General features: G+C 37.7%; 30 protein-coding genes, 2 riboswitches and 1 other annotated feature. Of the genes, 20 read left to right on the top strand and 10 right to left on the bottom strand.

Going from position 1 to position 25,511, the window contains the following annotated elements:
• Positions 1–6: 6 nt before the first annotated feature.
• On the bottom strand, positions 7–162 hold the full coding sequence (locus I5J82_RS07735) for a hypothetical protein (RefSeq protein ID WP_198767357.1): 156 nt from the start codon (positions 160–162) through the stop codon (positions 7–9).
• A gap of 150 nt (positions 163–312) precedes the next feature.
• A riboswitch (cyclic di-AMP (ydaO/yuaA leader) is annotated at positions 313–455 on the top strand.
• Positions 456–586: 131 nt separating this feature from the next.
• Between I5J82_RS07735 and I5J82_RS07730 the strand changes: the two genes are divergently transcribed.
• Entirely contained in the window at positions 587–2,413 is a 1,827-nt protein-coding gene (locus I5J82_RS07730) for an APC family permease (RefSeq protein WP_198767356.1), read from the top strand.
• Positions 2,414–2,471: 58 nt separating this feature from the next.
• Here the strand turns inward: I5J82_RS07730 and I5J82_RS07725 are convergent, their stop codons facing one another.
• Complete coding sequence (locus I5J82_RS07725) at positions 2,472–3,725, bottom strand: cation:dicarboxylate symporter family transporter (RefSeq protein ID WP_332873681.1); 1,254 nt, start codon at positions 3,723–3,725, stop codon at positions 2,472–2,474.
• Between the two features lie 246 nt (positions 3,726–3,971).
• Between I5J82_RS07725 and bcaP the strand changes: the two genes are divergently transcribed.
• The 4 genes from bcaP (at position 3,972) to I5J82_RS07705 (ending at position 7,649) form a co-directional block, all read left to right on the top strand.
• The gene (gene bcaP, locus I5J82_RS07720; RefSeq protein WP_198767354.1) at positions 3,972–5,351 is read left to right on the top strand and encodes a branched-chain amino acid transporter BcaP; all 1,380 of its coding nucleotides are present in this window, start codon (positions 3,972–3,974) and stop codon (positions 5,349–5,351) included.
• A 107-nt stretch (positions 5,352–5,458) separates the two neighbouring features.
• Positions 5,459–5,779, top strand: a complete 321-nt coding sequence (locus I5J82_RS07715; RefSeq protein ID WP_198767353.1) for a hypothetical protein — start codon at positions 5,459–5,461, stop codon at positions 5,777–5,779.
• A gap of 146 nt (positions 5,780–5,925) precedes the next feature.
• Complete coding sequence (locus I5J82_RS07710; RefSeq protein ID WP_198767352.1) at positions 5,926–6,426, top strand: cation:proton antiporter regulatory subunit; 501 nt, start codon at positions 5,926–5,928, stop codon at positions 6,424–6,426.
• Positions 6,423–7,649 carry a cation:proton antiporter gene (locus I5J82_RS07705; RefSeq protein ID WP_198767351.1) on the top strand — a complete coding sequence of 409 codons (1,227 nt, stop codon included), beginning with the start codon at positions 6,423–6,425 and terminating at the stop codon, positions 7,647–7,649. Before I5J82_RS07710 ends, I5J82_RS07705 begins: the two co-directional genes overlap by 4 nt.
• A 63-nt stretch (positions 7,650–7,712) precedes the next feature.
• Here I5J82_RS07705 and I5J82_RS07700 read toward each other — a convergent pair whose 3' ends face one another.
• Positions 7,713–8,276, bottom strand: coding sequence for a hypothetical protein (locus tag I5J82_RS07700; RefSeq protein WP_198767350.1), 564 nt, complete (start codon positions 8,274–8,276; stop codon positions 7,713–7,715).
• A 121-nt stretch (positions 8,277–8,397) separates the two neighbouring features.
• Here I5J82_RS07700 and I5J82_RS07695 point away from each other — a divergent pair, with 121 nt between their 5' ends.
• The 4 genes from I5J82_RS07695 (at position 8,398) to I5J82_RS07680 (ending at position 12,402) form a co-directional block, all read left to right on the top strand.
• The gene (locus I5J82_RS07695; protein ID WP_198767349.1) at positions 8,398–9,489 is read left to right on the top strand and encodes a DUF3626 domain-containing protein; all 1,092 of its coding nucleotides are present in this window, start codon (positions 8,398–8,400) and stop codon (positions 9,487–9,489) included.
• Between the two features lie 85 nt (positions 9,490–9,574).
• Positions 9,575–10,096, top strand: a complete 522-nt coding sequence (locus I5J82_RS07690) for a MarR family transcriptional regulator (RefSeq protein ID WP_391503394.1) — start codon at positions 9,575–9,577, stop codon at positions 10,094–10,096.
• A gap of 8 nt (positions 10,097–10,104) precedes the next feature.
• Positions 10,105–10,330, top strand: a binding site (T-box leader).
• 69 nt (positions 10,331–10,399) lie between these two features.
• On the top strand, positions 10,400–11,650 hold the full coding sequence (gene tyrS / locus I5J82_RS07685) for a tyrosine--tRNA ligase (RefSeq protein ID WP_198767348.1): 1,251 nt from the start codon (positions 10,400–10,402) through the stop codon (positions 11,648–11,650).
• A gap of 53 nt (positions 11,651–11,703) precedes the next feature.
• Positions 11,704–12,402, top strand: a complete 699-nt coding sequence (locus I5J82_RS07680; RefSeq protein WP_198767347.1) for a GNAT family N-acetyltransferase — start codon at positions 11,704–11,706, stop codon at positions 12,400–12,402.
• 128 nt (positions 12,403–12,530) lie between these two features.
• On the opposite strand, the gene I5J82_RS07675 is transcribed toward I5J82_RS07680, so the two are convergent.
• Both I5J82_RS07675 and I5J82_RS07670 read right to left on the bottom strand, forming a co-directional pair.
• Positions 12,531–13,454 (bottom strand): S66 peptidase family protein, encoded by a 924-nt coding sequence (locus I5J82_RS07675; RefSeq protein ID WP_198767346.1) that lies wholly within the window; start codon positions 13,452–13,454, stop codon positions 12,531–12,533.
• Positions 13,455–13,575: 121 nt separating this feature from the next.
• Positions 13,576–14,652, bottom strand: coding sequence for a nitric oxide synthase oxygenase (locus I5J82_RS07670; RefSeq protein ID WP_198768948.1), 1,077 nt, complete (start codon positions 14,650–14,652; stop codon positions 13,576–13,578).
• Positions 14,653–14,768: 116 nt separating this feature from the next.
• Here I5J82_RS07670 and I5J82_RS07665 point away from each other — a divergent pair, with 116 nt between their 5' ends.
• The 4 genes from I5J82_RS07665 (at position 14,769) to I5J82_RS07650 (ending at position 17,345) form a co-directional block, all read left to right on the top strand.
• Positions 14,769–15,239 (top strand): NUDIX hydrolase, encoded by a 471-nt coding sequence (locus I5J82_RS07665; protein ID WP_198767345.1) that lies wholly within the window; start codon positions 14,769–14,771, stop codon positions 15,237–15,239.
• A 21-nt stretch (positions 15,240–15,260) separates the two neighbouring features.
• Positions 15,261–15,731 (top strand): HIT family protein, encoded by a 471-nt coding sequence (locus I5J82_RS07660; RefSeq protein ID WP_198767344.1) that lies wholly within the window; start codon positions 15,261–15,263, stop codon positions 15,729–15,731.
• A 19-nt stretch (positions 15,732–15,750) separates the two neighbouring features.
• A complete protein-coding gene (locus tag I5J82_RS07655) occupies positions 15,751–15,897 on the top strand; it encodes a GNAT family N-acetyltransferase (RefSeq protein WP_198767343.1) in 147 nt (48 codons plus the stop codon).
• 315 nt (positions 15,898–16,212) lie between these two features.
• Positions 16,213–16,316, top strand: a riboswitch (purine riboswitch).
• Between the two features lie 165 nt (positions 16,317–16,481).
• The gene (locus tag I5J82_RS07650) at positions 16,482–17,345 is read left to right on the top strand and encodes a 5'-methylthioadenosine/S-adenosylhomocysteine nucleosidase (RefSeq protein ID WP_198767342.1); all 864 of its coding nucleotides are present in this window, start codon (positions 16,482–16,484) and stop codon (positions 17,343–17,345) included.
• Between the two features lie 38 nt (positions 17,346–17,383).
• On the opposite strand, the gene I5J82_RS07645 is transcribed toward I5J82_RS07650, so the two are convergent.
• Positions 17,384–17,812, bottom strand: a complete 429-nt coding sequence (locus I5J82_RS07645) for a MarR family winged helix-turn-helix transcriptional regulator (RefSeq protein WP_144699910.1) — start codon at positions 17,810–17,812, stop codon at positions 17,384–17,386.
• Between the two features lie 167 nt (positions 17,813–17,979).
• Between I5J82_RS07645 and I5J82_RS07640 the strand changes: the two genes are divergently transcribed.
• Entirely contained in the window at positions 17,980–19,221 is a 1,242-nt protein-coding gene (locus I5J82_RS07640; RefSeq protein WP_198767341.1) for an MFS transporter, read from the top strand.
• A gap of 93 nt (positions 19,222–19,314) precedes the next feature.
• Here I5J82_RS07640 and cyoE read toward each other — a convergent pair whose 3' ends face one another.
• The 4 genes from cyoE to I5J82_RS07620 all read right to left on the bottom strand — a co-directional run bounded on the left by cyoE (position 19,315) and on the right by I5J82_RS07620 (position 21,720).
• On the bottom strand, positions 19,315–20,229 hold the full coding sequence (gene cyoE / locus I5J82_RS07635; RefSeq protein WP_198767340.1) for a heme o synthase: 915 nt from the start codon (positions 20,227–20,229) through the stop codon (positions 19,315–19,317).
• A gap of 195 nt (positions 20,230–20,424) precedes the next feature.
• The gene (locus tag I5J82_RS07630) at positions 20,425–20,892 is read right to left on the bottom strand and encodes a DMT family transporter (protein ID WP_198767339.1); all 468 of its coding nucleotides are present in this window, start codon (positions 20,890–20,892) and stop codon (positions 20,425–20,427) included.
• 18 nt (positions 20,893–20,910) lie between these two features.
• Positions 20,911–21,339: a DMT family transporter gene (locus I5J82_RS07625; RefSeq protein WP_144699916.1), complete on the bottom strand. Its 429-nt coding sequence runs from the start codon at positions 21,337–21,339 to the stop codon at positions 20,911–20,913.
• A 63-nt stretch (positions 21,340–21,402) separates the two neighbouring features.
• Complete coding sequence (locus I5J82_RS07620; RefSeq protein WP_144699918.1) at positions 21,403–21,720, bottom strand: ArsR/SmtB family transcription factor; 318 nt, start codon at positions 21,718–21,720, stop codon at positions 21,403–21,405.
• A 133-nt stretch (positions 21,721–21,853) separates the two neighbouring features.
• On the opposite strand from I5J82_RS07620, the gene I5J82_RS07615 reads away from it, so the two are divergent.
• The 6 genes from I5J82_RS07615 to I5J82_RS07590 all read left to right on the top strand — a co-directional run bounded on the left by I5J82_RS07615 (position 21,854) and on the right by I5J82_RS07590 (position 25,502).
• Positions 21,854–22,111, top strand: coding sequence for a hypothetical protein (locus I5J82_RS07615; RefSeq protein WP_144699920.1), 258 nt, complete (start codon positions 21,854–21,856; stop codon positions 22,109–22,111).
• A 501-nt stretch (positions 22,112–22,612) separates the two neighbouring features.
• A complete protein-coding gene (locus I5J82_RS07610; RefSeq protein WP_198767338.1) occupies positions 22,613–23,026 on the top strand; it encodes a MarR family winged helix-turn-helix transcriptional regulator in 414 nt (137 codons plus the stop codon).
• Positions 23,017–23,364 (top strand): DUF3147 family protein, encoded by a 348-nt coding sequence (locus tag I5J82_RS07605; RefSeq protein ID WP_198767337.1) that lies wholly within the window; start codon positions 23,017–23,019, stop codon positions 23,362–23,364. The genes I5J82_RS07610 and I5J82_RS07605 overlap by 10 nt, the downstream gene beginning before the upstream one ends.
• Before the next feature lie 35 nt (positions 23,365–23,399).
• Positions 23,400–23,594, top strand: coding sequence for a DNA-directed RNA polymerase subunit alpha C-terminal domain-containing protein (locus tag I5J82_RS07600; RefSeq protein ID WP_198767336.1), 195 nt, complete (start codon positions 23,400–23,402; stop codon positions 23,592–23,594).
• 35 nt (positions 23,595–23,629) lie between these two features.
• Positions 23,630–24,556 (top strand): GNAT family N-acetyltransferase, encoded by a 927-nt coding sequence (locus tag I5J82_RS07595; protein ID WP_198767335.1) that lies wholly within the window; start codon positions 23,630–23,632, stop codon positions 24,554–24,556.
• A 34-nt stretch (positions 24,557–24,590) separates the two neighbouring features.
• Positions 24,591–25,502, top strand: coding sequence for an alpha/beta fold hydrolase (locus I5J82_RS07590; protein ID WP_198767334.1), 912 nt, complete (start codon positions 24,591–24,593; stop codon positions 25,500–25,502).
• Positions 25,503–25,511: the final 9 nt, after the last annotated feature.

Genomic DNA, 25,511 nt, shown 5'->3' with positions numbered 1-25,511 from the left:
CTTTTTTTAATCGTCCTCTACTTCCTCCGTGATTTTATCCTCATGTTCATCTGCATCTTCACGTTCTTGTACCTGTTCTGTATCACCATACTGTTCATTTATCTCTTGTGCGAGATTCGTTAAGTACTCATCAGAGAATAAAGGATTCTTTTGTTTAGCCATGTAAAAAACTCCTATTGTTAACGAAATGTTACGTTCAAATTATTAACTATTTCTATGTATAACCAATATGTACGTATTTTGATCAGCCTATTCAAGAAAAATTAGTATTTACTTTTTTATATCACGGGAGTATTATTAGTGAAGTTTCAAATTTCTAAATCGCTTAAACCAAATGGTGCGGGGGAACCGAACGGACTGCAGAACAGAGTCCTGGGGTGAATCCTTCTTTAAGGTAGGGCTACTCAAAGGCCCGAATCCGACAGCTAACTCCGTAAGCGTTTATGAGAAGGAAGGTGGAGCTTGTGGAGCCTAAAGTTTAAAGGTCTGCAGGTCAGTTTCGTGATGACTTGCGGCCTTTTTTTGTTAAAAATGTTTCTTCTAGTAAACATTAAAAGTGAATACTATTATGGACGGAGAGAGAATGATGTTCACATCAATTAAGCGTTTCTTAATCGGTCGTCCTTTGAAGTCGACTGCATTAGGCGAACAAAAGATTAACAAAACGAAAGCATTGGCTATTTTATCATCTGATGCATTATCTTCGGTTGCTTATGGTCCAGAACAGATTTTAATCGTACTTATTACCGTAGGTGCAGCTGCTTTTTGGTACTCTATTCCGATTGCAGTAGGGGTTCTGTTTTTATTAACTGCTCTTATTTTATCTTATAGACAAATTATCTACGCCTACCCTCATGGAGGAGGGGCATATGTTGTTTCGAAGACTAACTTAGGAGTAAATCCTGGGTTAATTGCAGGGGGTTCTTTGCTTGTAGATTACATACTAACCGTAGCAGTAAGTGTGTCTGCGGGTACTGATGCGATTACATCGGCATTCCCTGCTTTACACGATTTTAACGTTGAGATCGCAATCGTATTTGTCATTTTTCTTACATTACTGAACTTACGAGGAGTTACAGAATCAGCATCAATCTTAGCATATCCTGTTTATCTCTTTGTATTGGCTTTGTTTATTTTGATAGCAGTAGGCATTTATAAAATTTTAACGGGGGATGTATCTCAGAGCTTGCATACACCAATTGGTACACCTGTGGCTGGGATCTCTCTTTTCATTTTGCTAAGAGCATTTGCTTCAGGAAGTTCTGCTTTAACTGGTGTTGAAGCCATCTCAAACGCAATTCCAAACTTCAAAGAACCGGCACCTGTTAACGCAGCTCGAACATTAATGATGATGGGAGCGCTATTAGCGATACTCTTCTCTGGGATCGTTACCTTAGCGTATTTCTATGGTATTGTACCAAAAGCTGAGGTGACCGTAGTCTCTCAGATTGCAGAAGAAACGTTCGGTCGAAACTTTATGTATTTCTTTATACAGGGAACTACAGCATTAATTTTGATTCTTGCTGCAAACACTGGATATTCTGCGTTTCCATTATTAGCAGTAAACTTGGCAAAAGATAAATTTATTCCTAGGATGTTTTTAGTAAGAGGTGATCGATTAGGTTACTCGAATGGAATCATCATACTCGGACTTGCATCAATTCTGCTAATTATTGCTTTTCATGCTGAGACAGAACACTTAATTCCGTTATATGCTGTCGGAGTTTTCGTTCCATTTACGCTGTCACAATCTGGAATGATGGTAAAATGGTTAAGAGAAAAACCAGTTGGATGGGTATCGAAATTCATCATTAATACAACTGGTGCGTTGATCAGTTTCATCGTCACGATTATGTTCTTTCTAACAAAGTTTTCTCAAGTCTGGTCAATCCTAATTTTCCTGCCAATTATCGTATTGATCTTCCATCGAATAAAGAAACATTACGATGCAGTTGGTGATCAATTGAGGTTAACGACATGTGAAGTGTCTCCAGATATAAAAGGGAATGTCATGATCTTACCGGTTGCTGGAATGACACATGTGGTGGAGAACTCGTTGAAATATGCAAAATCTCTTAACCCTGATCAAATTATTGCAGTGTATGTAGCATTCGAACGGGAAGATGAGAGAAAATTTGAAGAGAAGTGGAATGAATGGCAGCCTGACGTTAGGCTCGTTACTCTTCATTCTCATTACAGAAGTATACTTGGACCGCTGACAAAGTTTGTAGATACGGTTGCTCATAAAGCGAAAGAAGGCGATTACCAAGTAACTGTAGTAATTCCTCAATTTATACCCAAAAAAGGTTGGCACAATATTCTTCATAACCAATCGAGTTTACTGATTCGAGCTTACTTATTGTATAAGAGAGATATTGTCATCTCGACGGTTCCTTATCATTTAAAGAAATAGACATCACAAAAAAACCGTGTCAGCTCAAAGTGGCTGACACGGTTTTTTGGTTAGACTATTAACTGACCTCTTGTTGATATTGCTCTGCTTTCATCGTGTTAAATTTACCTTCCCATTTGGACATTACAACAGCAGCTAACGAGTTACCTACAACGTTTACGGCTGTACGTGCCATATCAAGGATTCGATCGATTCCCGCGATAAATGCTAGGCCTTCTAATGGTATTCCTACTGTTCCAAGTGTTGCTAAAAGAACAACGAATGAAACTCCAGGAACACCTGCAATACCTTTTGACGTTACCATTAATACAAGCAATAACGAAATTTGTTCAGCAATTGTTATTTCAATACCGTACATTTGTGCAATAAATAATGCGGCTATTGCTTGATAGAGAGTGGATCCATCTAGGTTAAATGAATAACCAGTAGGAATGACGAATGAAGTAATGGCTTTAGGACAACCGAACTTCTCCATCTTTTCCATGATCTTTGGTAAAACCGTTTCTGAACTAGCTGTTGAGTAAGCTAAGATCAGTTCGTCTTTTAAAATCTTGATCAACGTAAAGATATTCACTTTTACCATCGCTGCTACAGCACCTAATACGACGATTACGAAGAAGAACATCGCACCATAAACGACTAGAACCAGTTTACTTAGTGGTACAAGTGATTCAACACCGAATTTTGATACAGTAACCCCTATAAGTGCGAAAACACCGAAAGGAGCAAGTTTCATGATTTGATTCGTGATATAGAACATGGCGTCAGCTGTTCCTTGGAAAAAGGCTAAGACCGGTTTTCCTTTTTCGCCGATCGCTGCAATTCCTAATCCGAATAACACAGAGAAGAAGATGATAGCCAACATATCTCCTTCAGCTAATGATTCAAAAAGGTTCGTTGGTACAATGTTTAAGAAAGTTTCTGCAAATCCATGGCTTTCAACTGATTCAGTCGTTTCCACATAGCTCGAAATATCACCTTTTGATAACGATTTCATATCCACTCCTGCACCAGGTTGGAATATGTTAGCGATAAATAGACCGATTACGATTGCTAATGTCGTAATGATTTCAAAATAAAGAATGGTTTTACCACCGAGACGTCCTAACTGTTTGATGTCACCAACACTTGCAACACCAACGATAAGGCTGGATACAACAATTGGAACAACGATCATCTTAATTAAGCGGATAAAAATGTCTCCAATTGGCTGTAAATAACCTTGGACTGTTTCATTTCCATAAAACAACGCACCAATGAGGATACCGACAGCAAGTCCAATGAGGATCTGCCAAGCAAGACTAATTTTTATTTTTTTCACATTAAGTCACCTTCTTCTTGATGTAATAAAAGTTGCCACATAAAAAACATTTTAGCGAGTAAAAGGAAGGGTTGTCAAAGCAAAAAAATGGAAGTGTCTTAACGGTGCAATTCAAAACAACTATTTACTTTCCATCTATTAGAAATGTTTGAAAATTTTAATGTTTACAAAAATATTAAATGCTTGTAAGATTACAAAAGTATTATTCGACATTTATCGACATTCATTGGAGGTCTTATGAACTTATTTAGAAAAAAGTTACTAACCAATCAAAGCAGTGATCAATCTTTAAATCGTGTTCTTGGCGCTGTTGACCTAACAATGTTAGGTGTAGGAGCCATTATAGGAACTGGAGTCTTTGTCCTGACTGGGGTAGCAGCTGCAAAATATGCAGGTCCCGCTCTTATTTTATCTTTTATTATCGCAGGGCTTGCTTGTGTGTTTGCGGCACTTTGTTATTCCGAATTCGCTTCAATGATTCCACAATCGGGTAGTGCCTACACGTACAGTTATGTTGCATTCGGTGAAATATTTGCTTGGATATTAGGCTGGGACCTTGTACTCGAATATGGGCTCGCTTCATCGGCTGTAGCGAGTAGTTGGTCAGGATATTACCAAAGCCTTTTAACCGGCTTTGGTATACATCTTCCAACAGCTATAACAAGTGCTTTTGATCCTTCGAAGGGAACATATATTGATTTGCCTGCTGTAATGATTATTTTGCTCGTCACACTTCTACTATCAAGAGGTGTTAAAGAATCCGCAAAATTCAATTCCATTATGGTAATCGTGAAAGTGGCGGTTATTCTTTTATTCATCGCAGTAGGCGTTTGGTATGTGGAACCTGCTAACTGGGAGCCGTTTGTTCCTTTTGGATTCTCTGGTGTAGTAACAGGAGCTGCAGTAGTCGTCTTTGCGTATTTTGGCTTCGATGCAGTATCCACAGCTGCTGAGGAAGTGAAGAATCCACAGCGAAACTTGCCGATCGGTATTATCTCTGCATTGGCCATTTGTACAGTAATCTATATCGTCGTTTCACTTATTCTTACAGGGATTGTTCCTTATAACATGTTGAATGTAAAAGATCCTGTAGCATTTGCGTTGCAATTCATCGGTCAAGATTGGGCTGCCGGCTTCATCTCATTGGGAGCAATTGTAGGAATTACAACGGTTTTAATCGTAATGATGTTCGGACAGACAAGATTGTTTTATGCTATGAGTCGTGATGGACTTCTTCCAAGTAAACTGTCCGCGGTTCATCCAAGAACGAAAGTACCACTTCCTAGTACGTGGACAACTGGATTGCTTGTTGCATTGTTTGCTGGATTTGTTCCGTTAGATAAACTAGCTGAACTTACGAGTATTGGTACTTTGTTTGCCTTTGCTACGGTTTCTCTAGGCGTTGCCGTTCTTCGAAAAACACGACCTGATATCAAACGGGGCTTTAAAACACCATGGGTCCCTGTGATTCCGGCATTAGCGATTATTTTCTGCGTTTATCTCATGCTTCAACTCTCAGCATTCACATGGAAAGGATTTGTGGTTTGGCTCGTCATCGGACTAGTTCTATATTTTAGTTATGGATACCGTAACAGCCACTTAAACTCAACTAAATAAATATGAAGAAAGCTACCTTTGTTAAGGTAGCTTTTTCACTTTACTTCAGAAACGCGTTGTTTCGTGTTATACTTGTAGTAGTAAAAAAGAAAGGGGGGAGTAAGAAATTGCGGAAATTTTCTTTATTGGGATTATTGTATGTATTTGCGTTTACATCACTTTTTCCTAACTACAATATGGAAAACCTGTTCTCGCCTCCACAAAATGACGTTTATGAATTGTCCTCAGCGTCAATCGATGAATCAACAATAATCGGCGAATATCCTACAAAAAGTAAAAAGTTAAAGAAGACTGTAAAAGCTGTTTATTCGGATGACCAGATACCTTTAGAAGAATCAAACGATCATTATGTATTCCCAGCATACAGCCAAGTGAACAACAAAATTGTACGTCTTACCCCCTATCAATTTCAATCGAATTACCTCTGACGATCACAACAATCTCAAAACCTTTAAAAGCGCCTTCGATGTAAGGTTTATTTAACAGAACCATCTATTCATAAGCACGCTTCGAAAAAACATGTTTCCGAACGTTTATTTGCTGTGCTTAAAAATACAAAAAAAGGGAGATTGTTATGATCGTTAAAGAAACAGAATTACCTGGAATCGGCAGAAAGTTCGAAGTTGAAATAGCTAATAAAGATAAAGTTGTCGTAATTGTTCATGATGATGGAAGAAGAGAGCTATATCATTTCGATAAGCACGATTATGAAGAAAGTCTCTCGTCGATTACGTTAAGTGATACGGAAGCAAGACAGTTTGCTGCCATTATTGGTGGAATGATTTATCGACCAAAAGCTCTTGAAACAATTGAAATGGCTTTTGATGAACTCATGATCGAGTGGTATCGAGTTGATTCCAATGCGTTTTCGGTTGGAAGGACAATTGGAGAACTGGATATTCGTCAAAAATACGAAGTGTCTGTCATTGCTATCATAAAAGGAAACGAAAAAGTCTTGAATCCTGGTCCTGAAACAATGATCGGCTCTGGAGATATGCTTGTTATTTCAGGTGAAAGACCTGGTGTTAAAAGAATTATTAAAGAGATGTTTTCAGCTGAGGTGAGCAGTGAATGACAAATCATCTTGTACTAGAAGTTGGTACAGCTCTAATCATCATCGCGTTTGCTGCTTTACTCGCAAATAAATTAAACTTCTCCATTATTCCGTTTCTCATCATATTCGGAATGATTGTAGGTCCTCATGCCCCTGTTATTGGCGTTTTGGATTTTACCTTTATTAACAGCAACGAGATCATTACCTTCTTTGGGAGGATAGGTGTCTTGTTTCTGCTGTTCTATCTCGGTTTAGAATTTTCGGTCGGTAAGTTAGTGCGCTCCGGCAAAAATATTGCTGTTGGCGGTAGCATCTATATTCTGATCAACTTCTCATTAGGATTGATCTACGCATTTATAATGGGTTTTCCTCTATTAGAGGTTCTAATCATAGCTGGAATCATCACCATCTCTTCCAGTGCGATCGTCGCAAAGATCATCGTTGATCTGAGGCGTACAGCGAATCCTGAAACAGAACTGATCCTCGGAATCATTATGTTCGAAGATATATTCTTAGCTGTTTATCTATCGATCATTTCAGGGTTAGTGTTAGGAGATGCGACTTCTATTCTAGGCGTTACAAAATCCATTTTAATCGCATTTGGTTATATGATTTTGTTCTTTGTTATTGCAAGAACGTGTACGAAGCATTTGAACAGACTGCTCAATATAACATCTAACGAGATCTTTATTATCGTGATCTTCGCATCGTTGTTTTTTATTGCAGGATTTTCAGAAACGATTCATGTTGCTGAAGCGATTGGTGCTTTATTGTTAGGACTTGTTTTTTCTGAAACTGAACATAGTGAACGTATTGAGAAGATGGTCATACCGTTCAGAGATTTCTTTGGTGCAATCTTCTTTTTCAGCTTCGGATTAAGTATAGATCCGTTTACGTTAGGTGGGGCAGTTTGGTTGGCGTTAGGAGCTGTTCTCATTACGATCATCGGGAACTTTATAGCCGGAATGATCGCAGGAAGAAAGGCTGGACTGTCACATAAAGCTTCGTCCAACATTGGACTAACGATTGTTTCAAGAGGAGAGTTCTCAATCATCGTAGCAAACATTGGTATGGCAGGCGGCTTGGCCTCTGTTTTAAAACCATTCTCCGCACTGTATGTGCTGATCTTGGCGATTCTTGGTCCATTGCTCACAAAAGAGTCGAAGAAAATCTATGGTGTATTAAATGGCATCTTTAAATGGAAAAAAGAAGAACAGCCTCAACTTAAAAAGAAGGCAAATTGAGTATGTGTAATGAAAACACAGCTTCACTATCACAGGGGCTGTGTTTTTTATATGCAAAAATACTTAATTGTTATTTTCTATAGTTACAGCGAACTTACTATGAGAAAGGTATTTTAGCCGAATAGTTTTGTTATTAAAATGATCTTCGTAGCCCTTTGTCGTTATATTCAAATGTGCGACGTTAATTTTTTTATCATTAATTGTTATAGAAGAAACATAATCAGGACCATTTTTGGAACCATCGTAGGTTAAGGATGAGGGGATACCTTCTACCAAGTTAAAGTTTCTAGCTTCATAGTCACTCATGTCTTTGAAGAGCTGAAACGCGGTGTGTGCAAAGATAATCGAAAATGTAATGGAACCAAGGATTACAATCAGAATAAGAATACGTTCTATCCAATTGTTTAGTCTAGAATAACACGTAACAAAACCAATAAATAATGAGATAAGCGACATGGCAAAATAAAGGAAAAGCTCCGACAAAACAAGGTGATCTTGAAATACTGACGAAGACAAAAATAAACTTAATGCAGACAATAGCAGAATCACTAAAAGTAGGATGAGAGGAAATGTATTCGGAGTCCTGAAGCTTCTAGATCCTGTGATTCTTTTCGGTTTGTAAATCAAAGTCATCTTCTCCTTTAGATAAAATATATTCAAGAATGCTAAATCACTATTCTTGAATATGAAGGTTTCCCTCGTTGCTTCTCGAATAACATTATTTGATGAAGGAAGAGGAGAGTATATTATGAAATTAACTCAAGCCCAACAATTAGCGATAGATCATATTGAACGGTATGCTGCACAACATAAACAAGATGCTCAAGCAACCATCCAACATCTATTAAAAATGACTAACATCTCAAATGATCTTTATCATAAGGCGGTCCATAAACTTAAAAAGCATTCCCAAATAGCACTTCACTTTCATCCAGATCGACCAAACTCATCAATGGTTAGTATTGCAGAAGCATTGTTTCAAGAAGGGATATACAAAAGTCAGTTTGAAACATTACTTTCAAACGGAAGTGTGTCTGCGTACCCTGGAGGATTTCGCGATCAGTGGGAAGAATTATTATTCGGAGGGGCTTACCAGATAAAAGGCACGAACCTTAATGAACGAGCAAAATATGGTGCGTTAAACATTTTGAATCATGCAGATGGACCAGCTCCTCGATTTGGATCATGTTATTTCTTACTTAAATCTGAAGTATCAAATCGAGCTACCTTTACATATCTTGATTCTCATCAAAATCCAAAAGAAAAGGGCACACTTCGAGAGTTCGATATGATACTTGCAGCATTATTTGAAGAGATATTTACGAGAGATTTTGCGCTCGGGGAGCATAATCTTATGTTGGTTTCGTTAATCCAACACCTTTTTCATAAGATTGAAAAGCCCTTTGAAGATCCAGCTAAAAAACAAGTTTACCGAAACCTCAATCATTATATTGAAGCACAAGTTCACGGTGCTGTTTCATTAAAAGAAGATGTAGAGATTCTTGTTGCAGACCCTTCATTTATAGAAACGAAGGTAGGACAAACGCTAACAAAACTTTGTGCGAAATATCATATAAAGCTCTATTACCATGCAGGATTTCAATTGTCTGTTGATCATATCCCATTTGATTTTCGTGGACCGGAAATGCCATCATTAGCAAAAAGAATTTCTAAAGATCAGGTGATTCATGCACATCTCATAGGAGAAGCTGTAATGGATTTAATGAAGAATCCAGAGACCTGGGGCGATAGAGGTACGCAGAATGAAATATTACAAGAATTGAAGCTTCTATGGCATGTGTTGGTGAAGTATGGAAAACCACATACTAAAAGAAGATAAATATGTAAGAAAATAACAACTTGCATTTATGACTTTTATCTGTTAATATCGTTTCAATGCTAACGATTATGATAATTGATAAGGAGTGGATCATATCTATTCTTTTGATGAATATGGTGAGTTGTTGCCGGAAGAGAAGGATACCATCAATCAATTGACGAAAGCACCGATTGAATCACTCAATTTACACTCTATTACGGTCGTCACAAACCTTTATCGAGCGGCCCAAGGACTGCGTAATAAGATGGAGCGAGAAGTATTAGCAAAACATGGGCTATCGTGGACGTCATTTTCGATTCTTTATGATCTGTGGATATGGGAATCCGTTGAAACAAAAAAACTAGCATTATCCGCTGGTGTTTCAAAAGCAACCATAAGTAACATCACGAATACATTGGAAAGAAAAGAATTATGCTATCGTAAGGTTGATAATCGCGATCGACGCATCACATGTGTTGTTTTGACGGAAAAAGGCAGAAAAGTCATGGAAGAGCTGTATCCAAAGTTTCACGAAGGTGAAGTCGAAGTCGTCTCTTCCTTGTCCGTTGAAGAACAGAAATTAATATCAAGCTTGTTGAGAAGAGTTATACGAGAGAATAACTTTTAAATTCATATAAAAATGCGATGACAGGAAACGCAGTAGCAAAGATCTCCCTGTTTTTAGAGAGCTGATGGTTGGTGTGAATCAGTACAAAGATCATGTGAATTACATTTCCAAGAGCTTTCTTCGTCTATTCTATTTGACGAAGAACGGGAATACCGTTATTAAGTTTGAGTGGAAGAATGTTTGTTCTTCAATTAGGGTGGTACCGCGTGTAAATAGTTAGACCACGTCCCTTGTGTTTTAGGGATGTGGTCTTTTTTATTTTTATAAACTAACATTTTGAAATTTTATAAGGAGGAAAAGAGGATGAATCAGGTTATAGAACAGCTTACAGAGAAACAACAAGTTGAAGTTAAGAGGCAGATGGCAATCTATAAACAAGGCGTTCAAGATATTATTCCTACAGAAGAGCTAGAAACCAAAGTAGCGAAGTCTATTTTAGAAAATCGACCTTTAAAAATAAAGCTGGGACTCGACCCCTCAGCTCCAGACGTACATCTAGGTCATACAGTGGTGTTGAACAAACTAAGACAGTTTCAACAAAATGGTCATGTCATTCAATTGATCATTGGAGATTTTACAGGAAAGATCGGTGATCCTACTGGAAAGTCGGTCGCTAGAAAACAATTGACGACAGAAGAAGTAGAGCACAATGCGAAAACGTATTTTGAACAGTTTGGAAAAATAATAGATATGGAAAAAGTAGAGCTACACTACAATTCTAAATGGCTTTCAAAGCTGGATTTTGAAGATGTCATCAATTTGGCAGGTAAAATTACTGTGGCAAGATTATTAGAACGGGATGATTTTGATGAGCGGATCTCAACAGGAAAGCCGATCTCATTGCACGAATTCTTCTACCCGCTCATGCAAGGTTATGATTCTGTTATGTTAGAATGCGATATTGAATTAGGTGGAACGGATCAGCACTTTAACATTTTAATGGGAAGACATTACCAAGAGAAGTTTGGGAAAGAAAAGCAGGTTGCTATGCTTATGCCTCTTTTAGAAGGTTTAGATGGCGTTGAAAAAATGTCAAAATCTAAAAGAAACTATATTGGAATTGATGAAGCTCCACATGAAATGTACGGAAAGGCGATGTCCATTCCAGATACGCTTATGATCAAGTACTTCGAACTGGTTACAGACTTAAACAAAGAAGAGATAGATACAATAAAGACAAATGTTGCGACTGGGAAGCTTCACCCACGGGATGCAAAGATGCATCTTGCTCGAACGATTGTCCGTATGTACCATGGAGAGGAAGCGGCGGAAGAGTCAGAAAAGCATTTTATCTCCGTCTTTCAACAAGGATCTTTGCCAAGTGATATTCCAGTCATCCAATGGGATGGTCCTCTAGAGACATCGATCATAGATTTAATGGTTGAGTTGAAGTTGCTTTCTTCAAAAAGCGAGGCACGTAGAATGATTAGCAACCGAGGCGTTAAAGTCGATAATGAAAAAGTGGAGGATGCAAGTTTGCGTCTAAACTTAACTGAGGGTATGGTCATTCAAGTTGGGAAGCGAAAATTTGTCAGAATTACATTGAATAAATAAAATTCATTTAGAGTTATTCATATGCTTGAAAAGAAAAAAGGCGGTAATCGTAAATGGATATCATATGGAAAGAAGTCACCTATTCTTATCAAGAAAATTTGAAAGAAGCACTTACTTTGTATCATAACTCTTTTCCGATCGAGGTTCGGGAACCAGAAGCGGTTTTTCTTCAAAGTTTGAAAAATGCTGAAATACATTTACCAAATCAGTATCATTTTCTAGTTGGTTTTCAGGATGATGAATTGATCAGTTTGGTTACGGCTCACTATTTGGCTGATGTGAATACAGGATTTATTGTGTACCTCGTAACGAATCCTAAAATTAGAAGCAAAGGCTTAGGAAAACAATCTCTTCAAAGTATTGAAGAAATTCTTCAACAAGATAGCATTGCTGCTGGATATGAGTCATTGGATGCCATCATACTTGAGACTGAAACGGAGGAGATGGTGCATACCAAAATAGAAAAGGAAGATTGCGTAAAACGAACAAACTTTTTTATGAGAAACGGTTTTCACAAAGTTGAGGATTTTCTTTATCTTCAGCCACCAATCCATGATGATGGTGTTGATGTACCTCTACACTTATTTATAAAAAATCGAAGCAGACAAGAACTAAAGAAATCCGAAGTGAAACGAATAGTGAAGGCGATGTATGTGGAGAAGTATCATCACGGTAATGGTATTGCAAAAGAGGTTCTAAATCGTTCATATAGTAAGATGAATTTGGAGAACTCTGATTTGTTTTGTAATTAAAATGATGAAGTGGTTTCTCTAGTACTTGCTTAAACAGTTAAACACAAGGCAACTTTCTATCGAGAAGTAGCCTTGTGTATTTTTCTAACTTTTCTAATGGAGTTTCTATCTACTTTTTATTGTAAAATTTATAAAATAACCGTAGGCTCCATAACTGTCAGAGTTCGATTCATCGTGTTCATGTTCACATTGATACCTAGCGGAATCGCCGCTTTGTAATAGCCGTGAGCGCTTGTTAAATTCGTCATCAGTGGTTTTCCGAGTGGTACAAGAAACTCATCGATTACATTTTCAAATGTCTTTGCATATGCAGGCTGACATTTTGTACATTCTCCCATAATAATACCGATACAGTCATCAAATTTACCAGCGAGTTTTAAGTGGTTCAAATATCTATAAACGGTATTTACCGGCTCATGAGTGTCTTCAAGAAATAATATTTTCCCCTTCGTGTCAATTTCATAAGGAGTTCCTAAACAATCGACAAACGATGTAAGGTTACCACCTACAATCACTCCTGTAACATTGCCTGCTACTTTACTTATAAGCGGTATATTTGGAGGATTCATGATCTGCCAAGGTGCAGTAGTTCGAGTGATGCTATTAAAAAATTGACTGAAATTATAGGATGGAGTACTTGCACGAAAATCTAAGAGCATCAAGCTTTGAAACGTAACGAGATCTGCTAGTTGATACAGCACATTTATTAGAACGGTAATATCACTGTAACCGGAGATGATCTTTGGATTGCTTCGGATTATATTGAAATCGAGATAGGGGAGGATGCCTGCTACTCCCACACCACCTCGTGTTGGCAGGATTAACTTCACCTGATCGTTTTGAAACATTTTCATTAAATCTGAGGCCCGTTGCTCTGGGGTTCCAGACAGAAAGCCATTCTTTGCGTATACATAATCACCAACGATCACCTGAAAACCCATATTTTTTAACATTGAGATTCCTTGATTAATAATGTTTGCTTCGAGCGGGCTACCCAATGTAACAATTCCAATGGTGTCGCCTTGCTGCAATTGCTGCGGTTTGATCGACATCCTAACAGCTCCTTTCGGAGAACCGAAATCCTATATGCTATTATATTGAGCAGTAGAAGATCGTATGAAAAAACGTCCAGAAACATGTTCTGAACGTTTACTCTAACGAACTATTTTAATATTATGAATATGGTTTAGCTTGGTAAAAATAATTTGGTTTTACGATATCGTTTTTGTACGGTTTGTGAAAAATGTGAGTCGTTGCAGGACTCATAGGTGGAATGAGCCAAGCCCAGTTACCTGTTACATTTCTGCCACTCTCTGACTCTTTTTCTTCAAATTTTTTGAACTGTTGCGCTGCGGTATGATGATCTACAATACTAACACCATCTTCACGGAATGAATGCAAAACTGCTATGTTCAGTTCAACTAGCGCTTTATCTTTCCATAAAGAGATGGAGCTTTTCGTATCTATGCCCATGCATGAAGCAATCTTCGGAAGCATGTTGTAACGCTCTTCATCCGCTAGATTTCTTGCTCCGATTTCAGTTCCCATATACCATCCATTGAAAGGAGCTGCCGTGTAACGGAGCCCGCCAATTTCTAGAGCCATATCAGATATGAGGGGAACACCGTACCATTTTAGCTCTAAATCTTGAAACCATTCAAACTCAGGGTGACGAATCTCTACTTCGAGCGTAGAAGATTTAGGAAGTTCAAATAACTTAGGAAGATTATCGTTTATTTGAATAACAATAGGTAAGATATCAAATCTCCCATATTGGGGTTCCCACCCAAGTTCGATGCATTTCTCTGTAAATTCAATAGAAGAAGGATCTCCAATGATACCATTCTCGGTCTGATAACCAGCATATCGAATCAATTGATGGTTCCATATACGTACATGGTGTTTATGGGATTTCGGAGGAAATATGGATATCGTTGGGCGAATGCGTCCTTGGTTAGTCGCATACTTCATGTGTTCTACGATCGCCATAAAGATCTCTTCTTCAGTTTCAAGATGTCGTTGATCGAACGTATGCATCTGATCCCAAAACAATCTTCCAATACAGCGATTGCTGTTTCGCCACGCTACTTTTGCGCCATAATCAATCTCAAAAGCTAAGTGACTGTATGTACCATCTAGTTGAATTTGTTGTGCGATGTCAGAAATTCGATCATCAATCTCACTCTGCGTTTTATGTAATTCCTGATAACAGGAGGTGATAAATTCAGTTGCTTCTTGTAAAAGATTCATTTCCAAAATAAAGCCTCCAACAAAAATAAGTGTATTATTATAATAGCCTAGTTTTCAAAGAATTACCGCTTGTAAGTGTTACAAAAATAGAACATGAAGGAGATGTGGAGAGGTCAATGAGAGCACCTTATCAGGTTCTGGTAATTCCATTTATATTGAAAGAACACCGTGTTGAATATGCTATCTTAAAACGTTCAGATATGAATTATTGGCAAGGAATTGCTGGTGGTGGAGAAAAGGGAGAGAACCCTGAACAGGCAGCAAGAAGAGAAGCGTTTGAAGAAACAGGTCTAGGTGAAGATTGCCGGTTAATTCAATTAGATACGGTAACTTCCTTGCCAGTCGAACATGTAGTAGGTCACTTTCTTTGGGGAGAAGAAGTGTTCGTCATTCCAGAATATTCTTTTGGTTTAGAAGTCTATAATCAGAGATTAAATCTATCAAAAGAACATACTACCTACAGGTGGGTTAGCTATGAAGACGCTATCCTAGAGCTAAAATGGGATAGCAACAAAACAGCGCTGTGGGAATTACATACAAGATTAAACAAACACAATCACCAAAAGGAAAATAATGTTAAACTATAAATATTGAAGGAGGTCATAAGCATGACTCATACAGATTGTTTAATATGTGAACGCATTGAAATGATTCACAACGACACAAATCCTTATTTTGTTGCTGAGTTAGAGACTGGTTTCGTCGTAATCGGAGATCATCAATATTTTAAAGGGTATACACTATTTCTTTCAAAACAACATAAGACAGAACTTCATTTTTTAGAGTCAGAAGAGAAGAAGACATTCTTAAATGAAATGAGTATTGTAGCTGAAGCCGTTTATAAAGCGTTTGGTGCAGAAAAATTAAACTATGAACTATTAGGAAATGGTGATTCACATCTCCACTGGCATCTGTTTCCACGAAGAGAAAATGACTCTCCTGTAAAAGGTCCTGTATGGTGGGTTGATAGAGAAGAGATGTTTGCAGATGAAATAAAACCTTCTCAAGATCAGTTGGAAGAAATGAAAAAACGTTTGTATGCTGAACTAAGCAAATTGATTTCTGTAGCCAACAGTTAAATAGAAAGATATGAATGAGATGATGAATCCTCCTATGATTGAAACGGACCACTTACTATTAAGAACGGTAAACTTAGATGATGCGAATGATATGTTTATCTATCTATCAGATTCTGAGGTCATACCTTTTCAAAAGGTTGAATCCGTACATGAAGAAATAGAGTGATACCTTTCTACCTTAAAAGAAAAACAGGGATACGATGGGGGATCACATTAAAGAATTCTCATACTGCGATTGGCAGCTGTGGGTTTCTAAACAGGATTTGAACATATGAAACTGGAAAGAAAGCCCTTATTGAATCTGAAAATATTTCATCGTAAAAAAGAGTAGAGAAGATAGATTTTGTTAAATAAGGATTGTTCAGACATTATGAATATACATATAGAGTTTGAAAAAACACGAACATTAAATAATTTTTAATGATTAACGTTAAGTTTTATATTGAAAATGAAATGCATTATTGTTATATTATCAAAGTAACATACAAAAAAACGAATTACTCGTATATGCTCGGTAATATGGTCTGAGTGTTTCTACCCGGTTCCCAATGAAAGAACTGGACTACGAGTTGAAGTAATAGGTTGAGTTATATTTTGAAATACAAGTATGTCAGCCATTAATTTAGCAAGATCACTTTGCTTAATGATACTTTAACTCCATTGGTCTAGAGGTAGAACGCATCTATATACTCTAGGCTATTTTTATTGCGTATATTTGTGTAATCCGTGACATCTGGAGGGTAATATACAATGAAGAAATACGGATTATTAGCAATCGCAGCTGTTCTATTTTTATCCGCATTAGCCGGGTTTAATTTCAACCAAACAGCATCTGGAAAAGAAAAAGCAAAACAACCGATCATCATCCAAGGACCAATGCCGATTGAGGCTGAGAATTTTGCAAAACGCTTAAAGAACGTTAAAGAAGAAAAGTCCGGGAACTTTGTTTTCTATAAAGGAACACTGAATAACTATCCAGTTATTGTTACAAAAACAGGTAAGGGCATGGAGAACACCGCAGCAGCTACTGCTATTGCAATTGAAAAATATAAACCAGCAGCTATTATTAATCAAGGTACATCTGGTGGACATGATCCAAGCTTAAACGTTTTTGATATAGTTCTAGGAAAAAGAACGGTTAATCTCGGTTCTTTAAAGACGCCACATAAAGAATCAAACGAAGGCATTCATCCTACATCATGGATTCCAATGGACTTGATGGCATCAGAAGGAAGTGCTGGGGAAGATCCGAATGCGGAAAAAGCGCGTTACTTTGAAGGTGATGCAAAGCTTTTAAAAGCGGCTCATGCTGTTAAAGATAAGTATACAAAAGGGAAAGTTGTAGAGGGTACAATCGGTTCAGCAGACGTTTGGAACAATGAAGTTGACCGTATCAAATGGTTCCATGAGAACTTTGGAACTTCTGTTGAAGAGATGGAAGGTGCATCTGCAGCACAAATTTCTAAAGCTTATAATGTGCCATTCCTAGGAATCCGCGTACTTTCAAACAACAAAACAAATGGCGGCCAATATGATCCTACAACAGCAGCAGCTAATCAAGACTATGTATTTGAGGTTGTTAAACAATACATCTCCATGAAAAAAGGTAAATAAGGATAAGGAAAACCCCGCTAAACATGCTTTAGTGGGGTTTATTTTTCTAATATGGCTTTATTAAATTTTTTTAACAGATGACCAAACTGTTGGCGTTCTTCATCTGTCCAATCGTCGGTAAGCACTTCAAAGCGATCAAGCCGAGCCTTTTTGTACTCATTAAAATCTTCTGTCCCTGATTCTGTTAACTGTAAGAAGTAAGCTCGACGATCCACATGATCTGGAACTTTGTACACATACCCTTTTTTCTCAAGTGACGCAGCTTGTCGACTGACTGTAGAGGTATCCAGCTGCAAGTTATCAGCGAGCGTCTTCACTCCAAGAGGTCCATGAACAGACAACTGATGTAAGAGAAGGTAGGCTGATCTGTCTAGATTACCAATTTTGTTTTTGGATGTGATCGAAGTGACGCGCCTTACAAGGACGGCCATCTCGAGTTCAATTCTTTCAAGTATGGAATTCTTCATCGTAATTGCCACCTTTGCATACAAAACTCTATCAACATGATAACCGATTAGAACACGATTCAACAACACAATCATAAGTTTGACAGTTATATAGTTGTACTATACAATTACATAGTTGTATTATACAATTATTTATAGTCATAATAAAATATAAAGGAGATGTGAGAATGTCATCAAGCACACAAAGTGTAGGCGGCGCTAAGGTTTCAGGAGCAACACTTAATAAACAAAATTTATTTCATCAGCCGATCTCTGTATGGGCTGTTTTTTTCGCTTGCATAACTGCTTTCATGGGAATGGGATTGGTAAATCCAGTTTTACCTTCTATAGCTGAAAATCTTCAAGCATCACCAAGTGAAGTGACGTTACTTTATACAAGCTATAATGCAGTGATGGCTTTTGCTATGTTGATTACAAGTACCGTTTCGTCTAGACTCGGCAATAAAGGAACACTTTTGGCAGGGGTCTTTATAATTGCGACAGTATCCGCACTAGGGGGATTTGCTGATAACATATGGACACTAGTTGGTCTTCGTGCAGGTTGGGGACTAGGTAATGCTCTGTTTGTAGCAACTGCTCTAGCTGCAATCGTATCCCTTTCGAGCAGCGGAACAGCTAAGGCTATTATTCTGTATGAAGCAGCGGTAGGATTAGGAATCTCAATCGGACCTCTACTCGGTGGTACATTAGGAAGTATTTCGTGGAGATCTCCTTTCTTAGGAGTTTCTACGCTCATGATTCTTGCATTCCTAATTCTTTTGGTATTAATGCCTAAACCGACTACTCAGTTAGCTGTGAAAAAGAAAAAAACGCCTTTATCGGCTCCGTTTAAAGCGATGAAACATCGTTCACTCTTAGTACTTGGAATCGTTGCGGCACTCTATAACATTGGTTTTTTTACGATCATGGCTTACGCACCATTTGTTCTTGGATTACATCCGAAGGGTCTAGGTTATGTGTTCTTAGGTTGGGGGACGTTGCTAGCGATCACTTCCGTATTTATGGCACCGAAGCTAGAAAGAACGTTCGGAACGGTAAAATCTATGGCAATCATGCTTTTCTTATTTGTAGCTGATCTTGTAATCATGGGGCTATTCACTTCAACTCAATGGGTGATCATTTCGGCGATCGTTTTTGCTGGAGCGATCTTGGGAAATACAAATACGCTGATTACAACAGCTGTGATGGAAGCTGCACCTGTTGAACGATCGACAGCATCAGCCGCGTATAGTTTTCTGCGGTTTTTAGGAGCGGCGATCTCTCCTTACATGGCAGCAAAACTAGCAGAGATCTTCAATTTACATCTACCGTTTTATGTAGCAGCTGGATTCGTTTTCCTATCTATCGTTTTCATCGGTTGGAACTACAAACATCTAGCGCACGTAGACCGAATGGATACTGCGCATTAAAATAGTAGAGAAAAAGCCTGCTCCACGACTTGGAGCAGGCTTTTTGTTTATGCTACAAATGAAAAAGGTTCGGATTAACACCGAACCGATCTTCTAATTTAATATAAAAATACCAACTAACGAGTAAACGATGACTGTTGAAAACAGAATCGTCATATGGATTAGAGAATAGATAAAGAGCAGCTTTGCCCATTTCTCAGAATCCTTGTTTTTCTTGTACCCATAGATGCTCAATACGAGCCATCCCACGTTCATAAGTAGGGCAACTAACGTTAAACCTAAGCTTAAAGGAAGGAACAAAAAGCTTGTTAAACTCAATAACACAAGATAGATGTTTGTTTGTGTATAGGTTCTTTTTACCCCTTTTACAACAGGTAGCATCGGTATACGAGCTGCCTTATATTCATCGTGTCGGCGAATGGCGATGGCATAAAAGTGAGGCATCTGCCAGATAACCTGAATGATGAAAAGTGCGGCAATTGCAGGATGTGCAAGCGTGCCTGTCATGGCTACCCAACCGATAAGTGGAGGCATCGCTCCTGAAATACTGCCTACCTCAGTGTTATAGATCGTTCTCCGTTTCGTCCACATCGTATAAGGAACGACATAGAAGAAAAGACCTAAGAAACCTAGTAGTGCCGCAAGCGGTGTAGTGAAGGCAAGAGCGATAATACCAAGTACAGCCATAATACCAGCGAGTGTAATAGCAAATTTCGTATCAATCTCACCAGTAACCGTAGGTCGGCTCTTCGTTCTTTCCATGATCGCATCAATATCGCGGTCATATACATTATTTAACGTACCAGCAGCACCGATTACTAAAATCGTTCCAATTAATGCGAATACAACATCAAGTAACTTCGTGCCAGGATCGATATCGTACGTATATAATGCCAGCGTAAGTCCAGCAAACATAGGAACGAGGTTAGACTTGATGATTCCCGTTTTCACAGTTTGTGACAGAATAGCTGACCGTTTTTGTCTTTCTACTTTTACAGTTTTCTCCATACTATAAGACACCATCTTCACAATAATTCTCTCTCTATATTATCCATATAGTGTAACCTTAAATCCACTTCTATTAAAGCACTAAATGAATTCCCAGTTCAAATAATAGAACACCTTTAGACACTTTACACAAAGGTTTTGTGAACGTTCTGTGAGGTTTATGTGATAGAAATGTGATACAAACGCTTACGTAGCTTATGACCGCTCCGTTTCCGCCCTTTGTTTTTTATTACCTATATATATATAACGAAGCGCGATTAACATCAAAAGGATCGCGAGTAATCGCTCCCAAGTGAATGGAACGGATAGACCTCCAAAAAATCCAAAATGATCGATAACCATACCCGCAGAAAGCTGACCGATGACGGTTGCGATGTTAGTTGCGATAACACCGATTTTCGGCACAGCAACCACTGTTAAAAACAAGTAACCAACCCCAAACCAAACAGCTGCAAGCTGCCATTTTGGCGCTTCAAAGACCTTTAAGATGTTACCTTCTCCAAAGAAAAGAATCAGAATGGCTAATAGGAGTGCACCTGAGAAAAACGTTAAAAACGCAGCTTCATACGTACCGGATTTTCTACTGAATGCGCCGTTAATGGAGGATTGTGCACTAAGAAGCACACCACCTATGACTGATCCTAGAAGAATAATTATGTGCATGTTGTAATCCCTTCTTTCCTAAAAAATGAGCAGCAGTGAGATTGTCATGAGCGTTACTGCAATAAGTTTTTCTTTGTTAATGCGCGCTTTTGAACTTCCTAGCCAACCTCTGTGCTCAATAAGCATACTCATAGCCATCTGACCGATGATGACAGAAATCATAGCAATACCTACGCCAACAATCGGTATAGCTATGATTAAAATTGTCAGATAGATGGTACCTAGGACACCACCAGAAAGTTCCCACTTTGGCGCTTGAAAGGTATAGGCGAGAGAACCCTTACCTAAAAACAGAACGACGATTCCTAAAATAATGGCACCTACAAAAAAGTTATAAAAGCTGCTTTCTAACTTTCCAATCGTTTTGCCAAGTTCTCCGTAGATCGCTCCTTCAACACTAAGTGAAACTCCAGCAAGTAGTGCTAAAAGGTAAGTCCAAATCTTCATAAACAAAACCCCTTCATATTTACATATTTAAAATTATCGATATAAAAAATAAAAAAGAAGAACCTATAATTCTTCTTTTAGATAGGTAGCTAACTCTTGAATGTTCTTTTCATTTCTCCGATAGTACGTCCATTTGCCATGACGCTCTGATTCAAGCAAACCAGCTTTCTGCATCATCGATAAATATTGGGATACAGTGGATTGCGAAAGATTCGCTTTTTCCTGTATATCTCCCACACAGATACCGCCTTTTTCATTAATCGTTTTTGATAGATGAGCAGTAGGTTTATCAAAGTGTTGTTGAGGTTCTTTGAGCCATTTCAGAATGTCAAGGCGAATGTCGTTAGAAAGCGCCTTAAAAACATCGATAGGATTATTCATGGTTTATACTCTAATCGGTTTTTCTCGATATGTCAATTTGTTAAACTACTTTAGGAAATTGGAAAAAAATGAAACATATTAGCATCGTGAATCGTAATATTTAAGTATGAAAACAAATAGGAGGGATGTAAAAATGGAATCTATTTTATCTATTCTAGTCCTCATTACGTTGATTTTCTCTATTACATATGTCACACGTCAAAGGCGAAATCAAGGAATAACAGGTCTAAGAACAGCCTTAACATCAATCTGTTTTTTCTTGATCGCGATAGTAAATCTTGTAGCATACTGGTTTGATTTCCTTGGGGTATGGAGCTGGGGAACATCGGTTGTACTGTTACTGTTGGGGGCATATTTCACAAAGTATTTAAGAAGAATTGAGCAAGCTTAAAGTCATATAACAAGGAAAGTGAAGCGACTAACTTTTATAGGTGAGAAAGGGAGCAGAGTAAAGCTGTGACCCTTTTTCATGTTAGGAACAAAAGATTAGGATTTATAGTCCATTAAATTGGGTAATGAAAGAAATCCATATTTAGTAATAATGTCAAAAAAAATAGAGAAGATCCGGAAGGCGACTTGAAATGAGAAAACATATGGGCATCGTATCACTATTAATACTTTTATCCACTTTACTTATTTTGCAATTCATTATTGAAAATCATTTAAGTGAAATTGGGTTTATCATTCTACTAATTGGGGTTGTATTAGCGTTTCTTACAGCTTTAATTAGTACAAAAGGATTTTGGAGAACTACTGCTTTTAGTGGTATCGGTTTGTTCTTTATTATCTTTATTTTTGGAATCTTATCTTTCATAGGAGTAATATAAGTCTTTCTTTTATGTCGTATAATAAGATACAATCTTAATTAACGATATAAAAAGAGGTGTTTATCATGCTTAATTCGTCAAAGTTAAATCAATATTGGACAGATATCTATTTTCACTTGCACTATCCACACGGAGAGAAAATTACTCATCAAGTGGTACGAATACTACAATTAATTGAAAAGAAAGATAGGGTAGTTGTAAATGATGTAGCGAATTATCTTGATATCTCTCACAATACGGCTTCTGAGCATGTGAAGCGGATGATCCATAAGAATTACATAGAAAAGAAACGCGATCAGGAGGACGAACGAAGAGTTATTCTTCGGTTAACGGATATTGGGAAAAAGGTACTTCACGAGAATACGAGTCTAGATGAAGAAAAGTTGAATCATATCTTCAGTCAAATGGACGAAGTTGAAATAGAGTTAATCACGAAAGCTTTTAAACTGCTTAGTGAGCGTGCAAAATCATGTATGTAGTTATGAAAATTCTAATATCTGCAGGAGTTATTGCAGCTGTTACCGAAATTGCTAAGAGGTTTCCTAGCTTCGGTGGGTTGATCGCTGCTCTCCCACTCGTTAGTTTGTTAAGCATCATCTGGCTTTATGTACAAGGAGAGCAGACCAAAACCTTAAGCAAATTTGCACTGGGAGTTCTTTCGGGATTTCCAGCGACTGCCGTTCTATTATTCATCGTTTATGTTTCTTTAAAGCAATCATTGTCACTAATGACTTGTTTAGGTTTAGGTATTAGCGGTTGGATTGTATGTATTTTGCTTCAAGAGGTAGCTATTAAGTTCATAAAAACTATAATCTGACGACAAGACATTAAATTTTGTAAAGAGGTGTAAAAATGCAAAATACAAATCTACCATCAAAATTAGCAAAACCGGCTGAAAGGGCTCTGACATCTGCGGGCATCACAACAATTGAACAACTAACGGATTGGAGGGAATCAGACCTTAAGAAATTACACGGAATGGGACCGAAAGCGATGGGACAGCTCCTTGCTGCACTGCAAGAAAAAGGACTGTCTTTTAAGGAATAATATACTGTTATAAACATAAAAAGGAGAACGCTTACATGTTACAGACTACACTTATAAAAGCAACAGTTAACGATGCAGAACAATTAACAGCCATTATGGAGAAAACCTTTGATTACGAAGCGGAAAAGTGGCTTTTCAATCGAGACATCATTGATTACAATATCCAGCCGCCTGGATACACATCCATTGAACTGACCAAATATATGATTAAAGAGTTAGAATATTTTAAAGTAATGTACGATGGGTTACTTGTTGGAGGAATCATAGCCACAATCTCAGGAAAGTCATACGGCAGGATTGATCGGATTTTTATTGATCCAGAACATCAAGGCAACGGGATTGGATCTACTGTTATCAATTTGATTGAAAAAGAATTTCCATTTGTAAGAGCTTGGGATCTTGAGACGTCGAGCAGACAGCTTAATAACCATCACTTTTATAAAAAGTTGGGTTATGTTGTGACCTTTGAAGGGGAAGAAGAGTTTTGTTTTGTAAAACATATTAAGCAGCCGGTGCAGCATGAGAGTTTGTTGAAGAATCAAAATTTATCTTATCAGCAATTTGAAAACTCTGATCTAAGTCACTCTGAATATTACCAAGTTACGATGGAAGGCAGTTCAGTGAGTAATAGTAATGTGAGTCATATACATATGAGCAATTGCAATTTAAGTCATTCTAAGTTTCAAAATATTAACTATAGAAAAACGATGTTTGCCGATTTAAATTTATCGGATAGTGAATTCATTTATGTAACGTTAAGTGGTGTGCAATTTACAGATACGAATCTTGGTGACAAGGCGAAACCTCTTGTATTTAATAGGTGCGATCTTACTGGTTCAAAACTAATAAATTGTGACCTCAAAAATGTTGAGGTTGAAAAAAGCAATATTTGCGGTATGAAAATTAATAACATTCCTGTTGAAGAATTGCTTCAATTGTACTATCAAACTAGTAAAAACTAAGACCCTTCTTTAAAAGACGATTGGAGATGAACAAATGATACAGCAACTTAACGGTCAAGAATTTGAAATCAGAGGAAAAAAGCTATATGTAGAACAGTACGGTAGCCAGGATAAACCGGCCATCCTCTATCTTCATGGAGGTCCTGGGGAAGGTTGTCATGATTTTTCCTTCCATCAAGCTGAAAGATTAGGGAAGCACTTCAATCTTATCTTAATTGACCAAAGGGGAGTATGCCGTTCTGAAAACATAGAAAAGGACGAACCTTTTGGATTTCAAGATTTGATTGATGACTGTGAAGCTCTCCGTGAATACTTACATATAAAAAAGTGGTCATTGATCGGACATTCCTTTGGGGGCTTTTTAGCTCTAGCTTATGTTCGGCAGCATCCCGATTCTATAGAGAAAGTCATTTTTGAAGGACCTACCTTTGATTTTGAGCTAACATCCAGAAGTCTTATTAGAAAGACTGCTCATTTACTTAAGAAGTATGGGAAACATGAAGGATACGAAAAAGGATTACTGCTCGCTGAGGGAGATCATACCATACGTGAATTAACAGAAGAATATATGAAGTTGAGTGATGAGTTAGGTGAAAACCGTATGGAGATCTATCGACATAATCATAATAACCCAACTGATTATGATTCATTTTATTCTGAAGAAGATTGGGACGAATTCTATGACCGTTCAGAGCGCCACTACAACTTATTAAGAGAAGAAAGCAAGATATTTGATTCTTTGCTAGGTGACATTAAGTTTGTTAAAACTCCGATGTTATTACTCGTTGGAAAATATGATGCTTGTACGTGTGAAAAACATTTCGAGGTGTTCGAACGAGATGCTATTAACGGAGAAATCTTTATCTTTGAAGAAAGTGGCCACACTCCTCATTACGAGGAGTCAGAGAAGTTTAAACAAGTTGTGATTGAATATCTGCAATCATAATAAAAGGAA

It is taken from the genome of Fictibacillus halophilus (assembly GCF_016401385.1).
GTDB lineage: Bacteria > Bacillota > Bacilli > Bacillales > Fictibacillaceae > Fictibacillus > Fictibacillus halophilus.
This window is presented reverse-complemented; position numbering and strand designations above follow the sequence as displayed.

Excerpts from the sequence above, each read along its gene's own strand:
- I5J82_RS07645 (WP_144699910.1), bottom strand. The coding sequence starts at position 17,812 with ATGAAGAATTCCATACTTGAAAGAATTGAACTCGAGATGGCCGTCCTT.
- I5J82_RS07655 (WP_198767343.1), top strand. The coding sequence starts at position 15,751 with ATGATGAATCCTCCTATGATTGAAACGGACCACTTACTATTAAGAACG.
- I5J82_RS07695 (WP_198767349.1), top strand. The coding sequence starts at position 8,398 with ATGAAATTAACTCAAGCCCAACAATTAGCGATAGATCATATTGAACGG.
- I5J82_RS07630 (WP_198767339.1), bottom strand. The coding sequence starts at position 20,892 with ATGCACATAATTATTCTTCTAGGATCAGTCATAGGTGGTGTGCTTCTT.
- I5J82_RS07670 (WP_198768948.1), bottom strand. The coding sequence starts at position 14,652 with ATGAATCTTTTACAAGAAGCAACTGAATTTATCACCTCCTGTTATCAG.
- I5J82_RS07640 (WP_198767341.1), top strand. The coding sequence starts at position 17,980 with ATGTCATCAAGCACACAAAGTGTAGGCGGCGCTAAGGTTTCAGGAGCA.
- I5J82_RS07680 (WP_198767347.1), top strand. The coding sequence starts at position 11,704 with ATGGATATCATATGGAAAGAAGTCACCTATTCTTATCAAGAAAATTTG.
- bcaP (WP_198767354.1), top strand. The coding sequence starts at position 3,972 with ATGAACTTATTTAGAAAAAAGTTACTAACCAATCAAAGCAGTGATCAA.
- I5J82_RS07660 (WP_198767344.1), top strand. The coding sequence starts at position 15,261 with ATGACTCATACAGATTGTTTAATATGTGAACGCATTGAAATGATTCAC.
- I5J82_RS07610 (WP_198767338.1), top strand. The coding sequence starts at position 22,613 with ATGCTTAATTCGTCAAAGTTAAATCAATATTGGACAGATATCTATTTT.
- I5J82_RS07710 (WP_198767352.1), top strand. The coding sequence starts at position 5,926 with ATGATCGTTAAAGAAACAGAATTACCTGGAATCGGCAGAAAGTTCGAA.
- cyoE (WP_198767340.1), bottom strand. The coding sequence starts at position 20,229 with ATGGAGAAAACTGTAAAAGTAGAAAGACAAAAACGGTCAGCTATTCTG.
- tyrS (WP_198767348.1), top strand. The coding sequence starts at position 10,400 with ATGAATCAGGTTATAGAACAGCTTACAGAGAAACAACAAGTTGAAGTT.
- I5J82_RS07620 (WP_144699918.1), bottom strand. The coding sequence starts at position 21,720 with ATGAATAATCCTATCGATGTTTTTAAGGCGCTTTCTAACGACATTCGC.
- I5J82_RS07600 (WP_198767336.1), top strand. The coding sequence starts at position 23,400 with ATGCAAAATACAAATCTACCATCAAAATTAGCAAAACCGGCTGAAAGG.
- I5J82_RS07665 (WP_198767345.1), top strand. The coding sequence starts at position 14,769 with ATGAGAGCACCTTATCAGGTTCTGGTAATTCCATTTATATTGAAAGAA.
- I5J82_RS07705 (WP_198767351.1), top strand. The coding sequence starts at position 6,423 with ATGACAAATCATCTTGTACTAGAAGTTGGTACAGCTCTAATCATCATC.
- I5J82_RS07730 (WP_198767356.1), top strand. The coding sequence starts at position 587 with ATGTTCACATCAATTAAGCGTTTCTTAATCGGTCGTCCTTTGAAGTCG.
- I5J82_RS07615 (WP_144699920.1), top strand. The coding sequence starts at position 21,854 with ATGGAATCTATTTTATCTATTCTAGTCCTCATTACGTTGATTTTCTCT.
- I5J82_RS07650 (WP_198767342.1), top strand. The coding sequence starts at position 16,482 with ATGAAGAAATACGGATTATTAGCAATCGCAGCTGTTCTATTTTTATCC.
- I5J82_RS07625 (WP_144699916.1), bottom strand. The coding sequence starts at position 21,339 with ATGAAGATTTGGACTTACCTTTTAGCACTACTTGCTGGAGTTTCACTT.
- I5J82_RS07675 (WP_198767346.1), bottom strand. The coding sequence starts at position 13,454 with ATGTCGATCAAACCGCAGCAATTGCAGCAAGGCGACACCATTGGAATT.
- I5J82_RS07735 (WP_198767357.1), bottom strand. The coding sequence starts at position 162 with ATGGCTAAACAAAAGAATCCTTTATTCTCTGATGAGTACTTAACGAAT.
- I5J82_RS07605 (WP_198767337.1), top strand. The coding sequence starts at position 23,017 with ATGTATGTAGTTATGAAAATTCTAATATCTGCAGGAGTTATTGCAGCT.
- I5J82_RS07595 (WP_198767335.1), top strand. The coding sequence starts at position 23,630 with ATGTTACAGACTACACTTATAAAAGCAACAGTTAACGATGCAGAACAA.
- I5J82_RS07590 (WP_198767334.1), top strand. The coding sequence starts at position 24,591 with ATGATACAGCAACTTAACGGTCAAGAATTTGAAATCAGAGGAAAAAAG.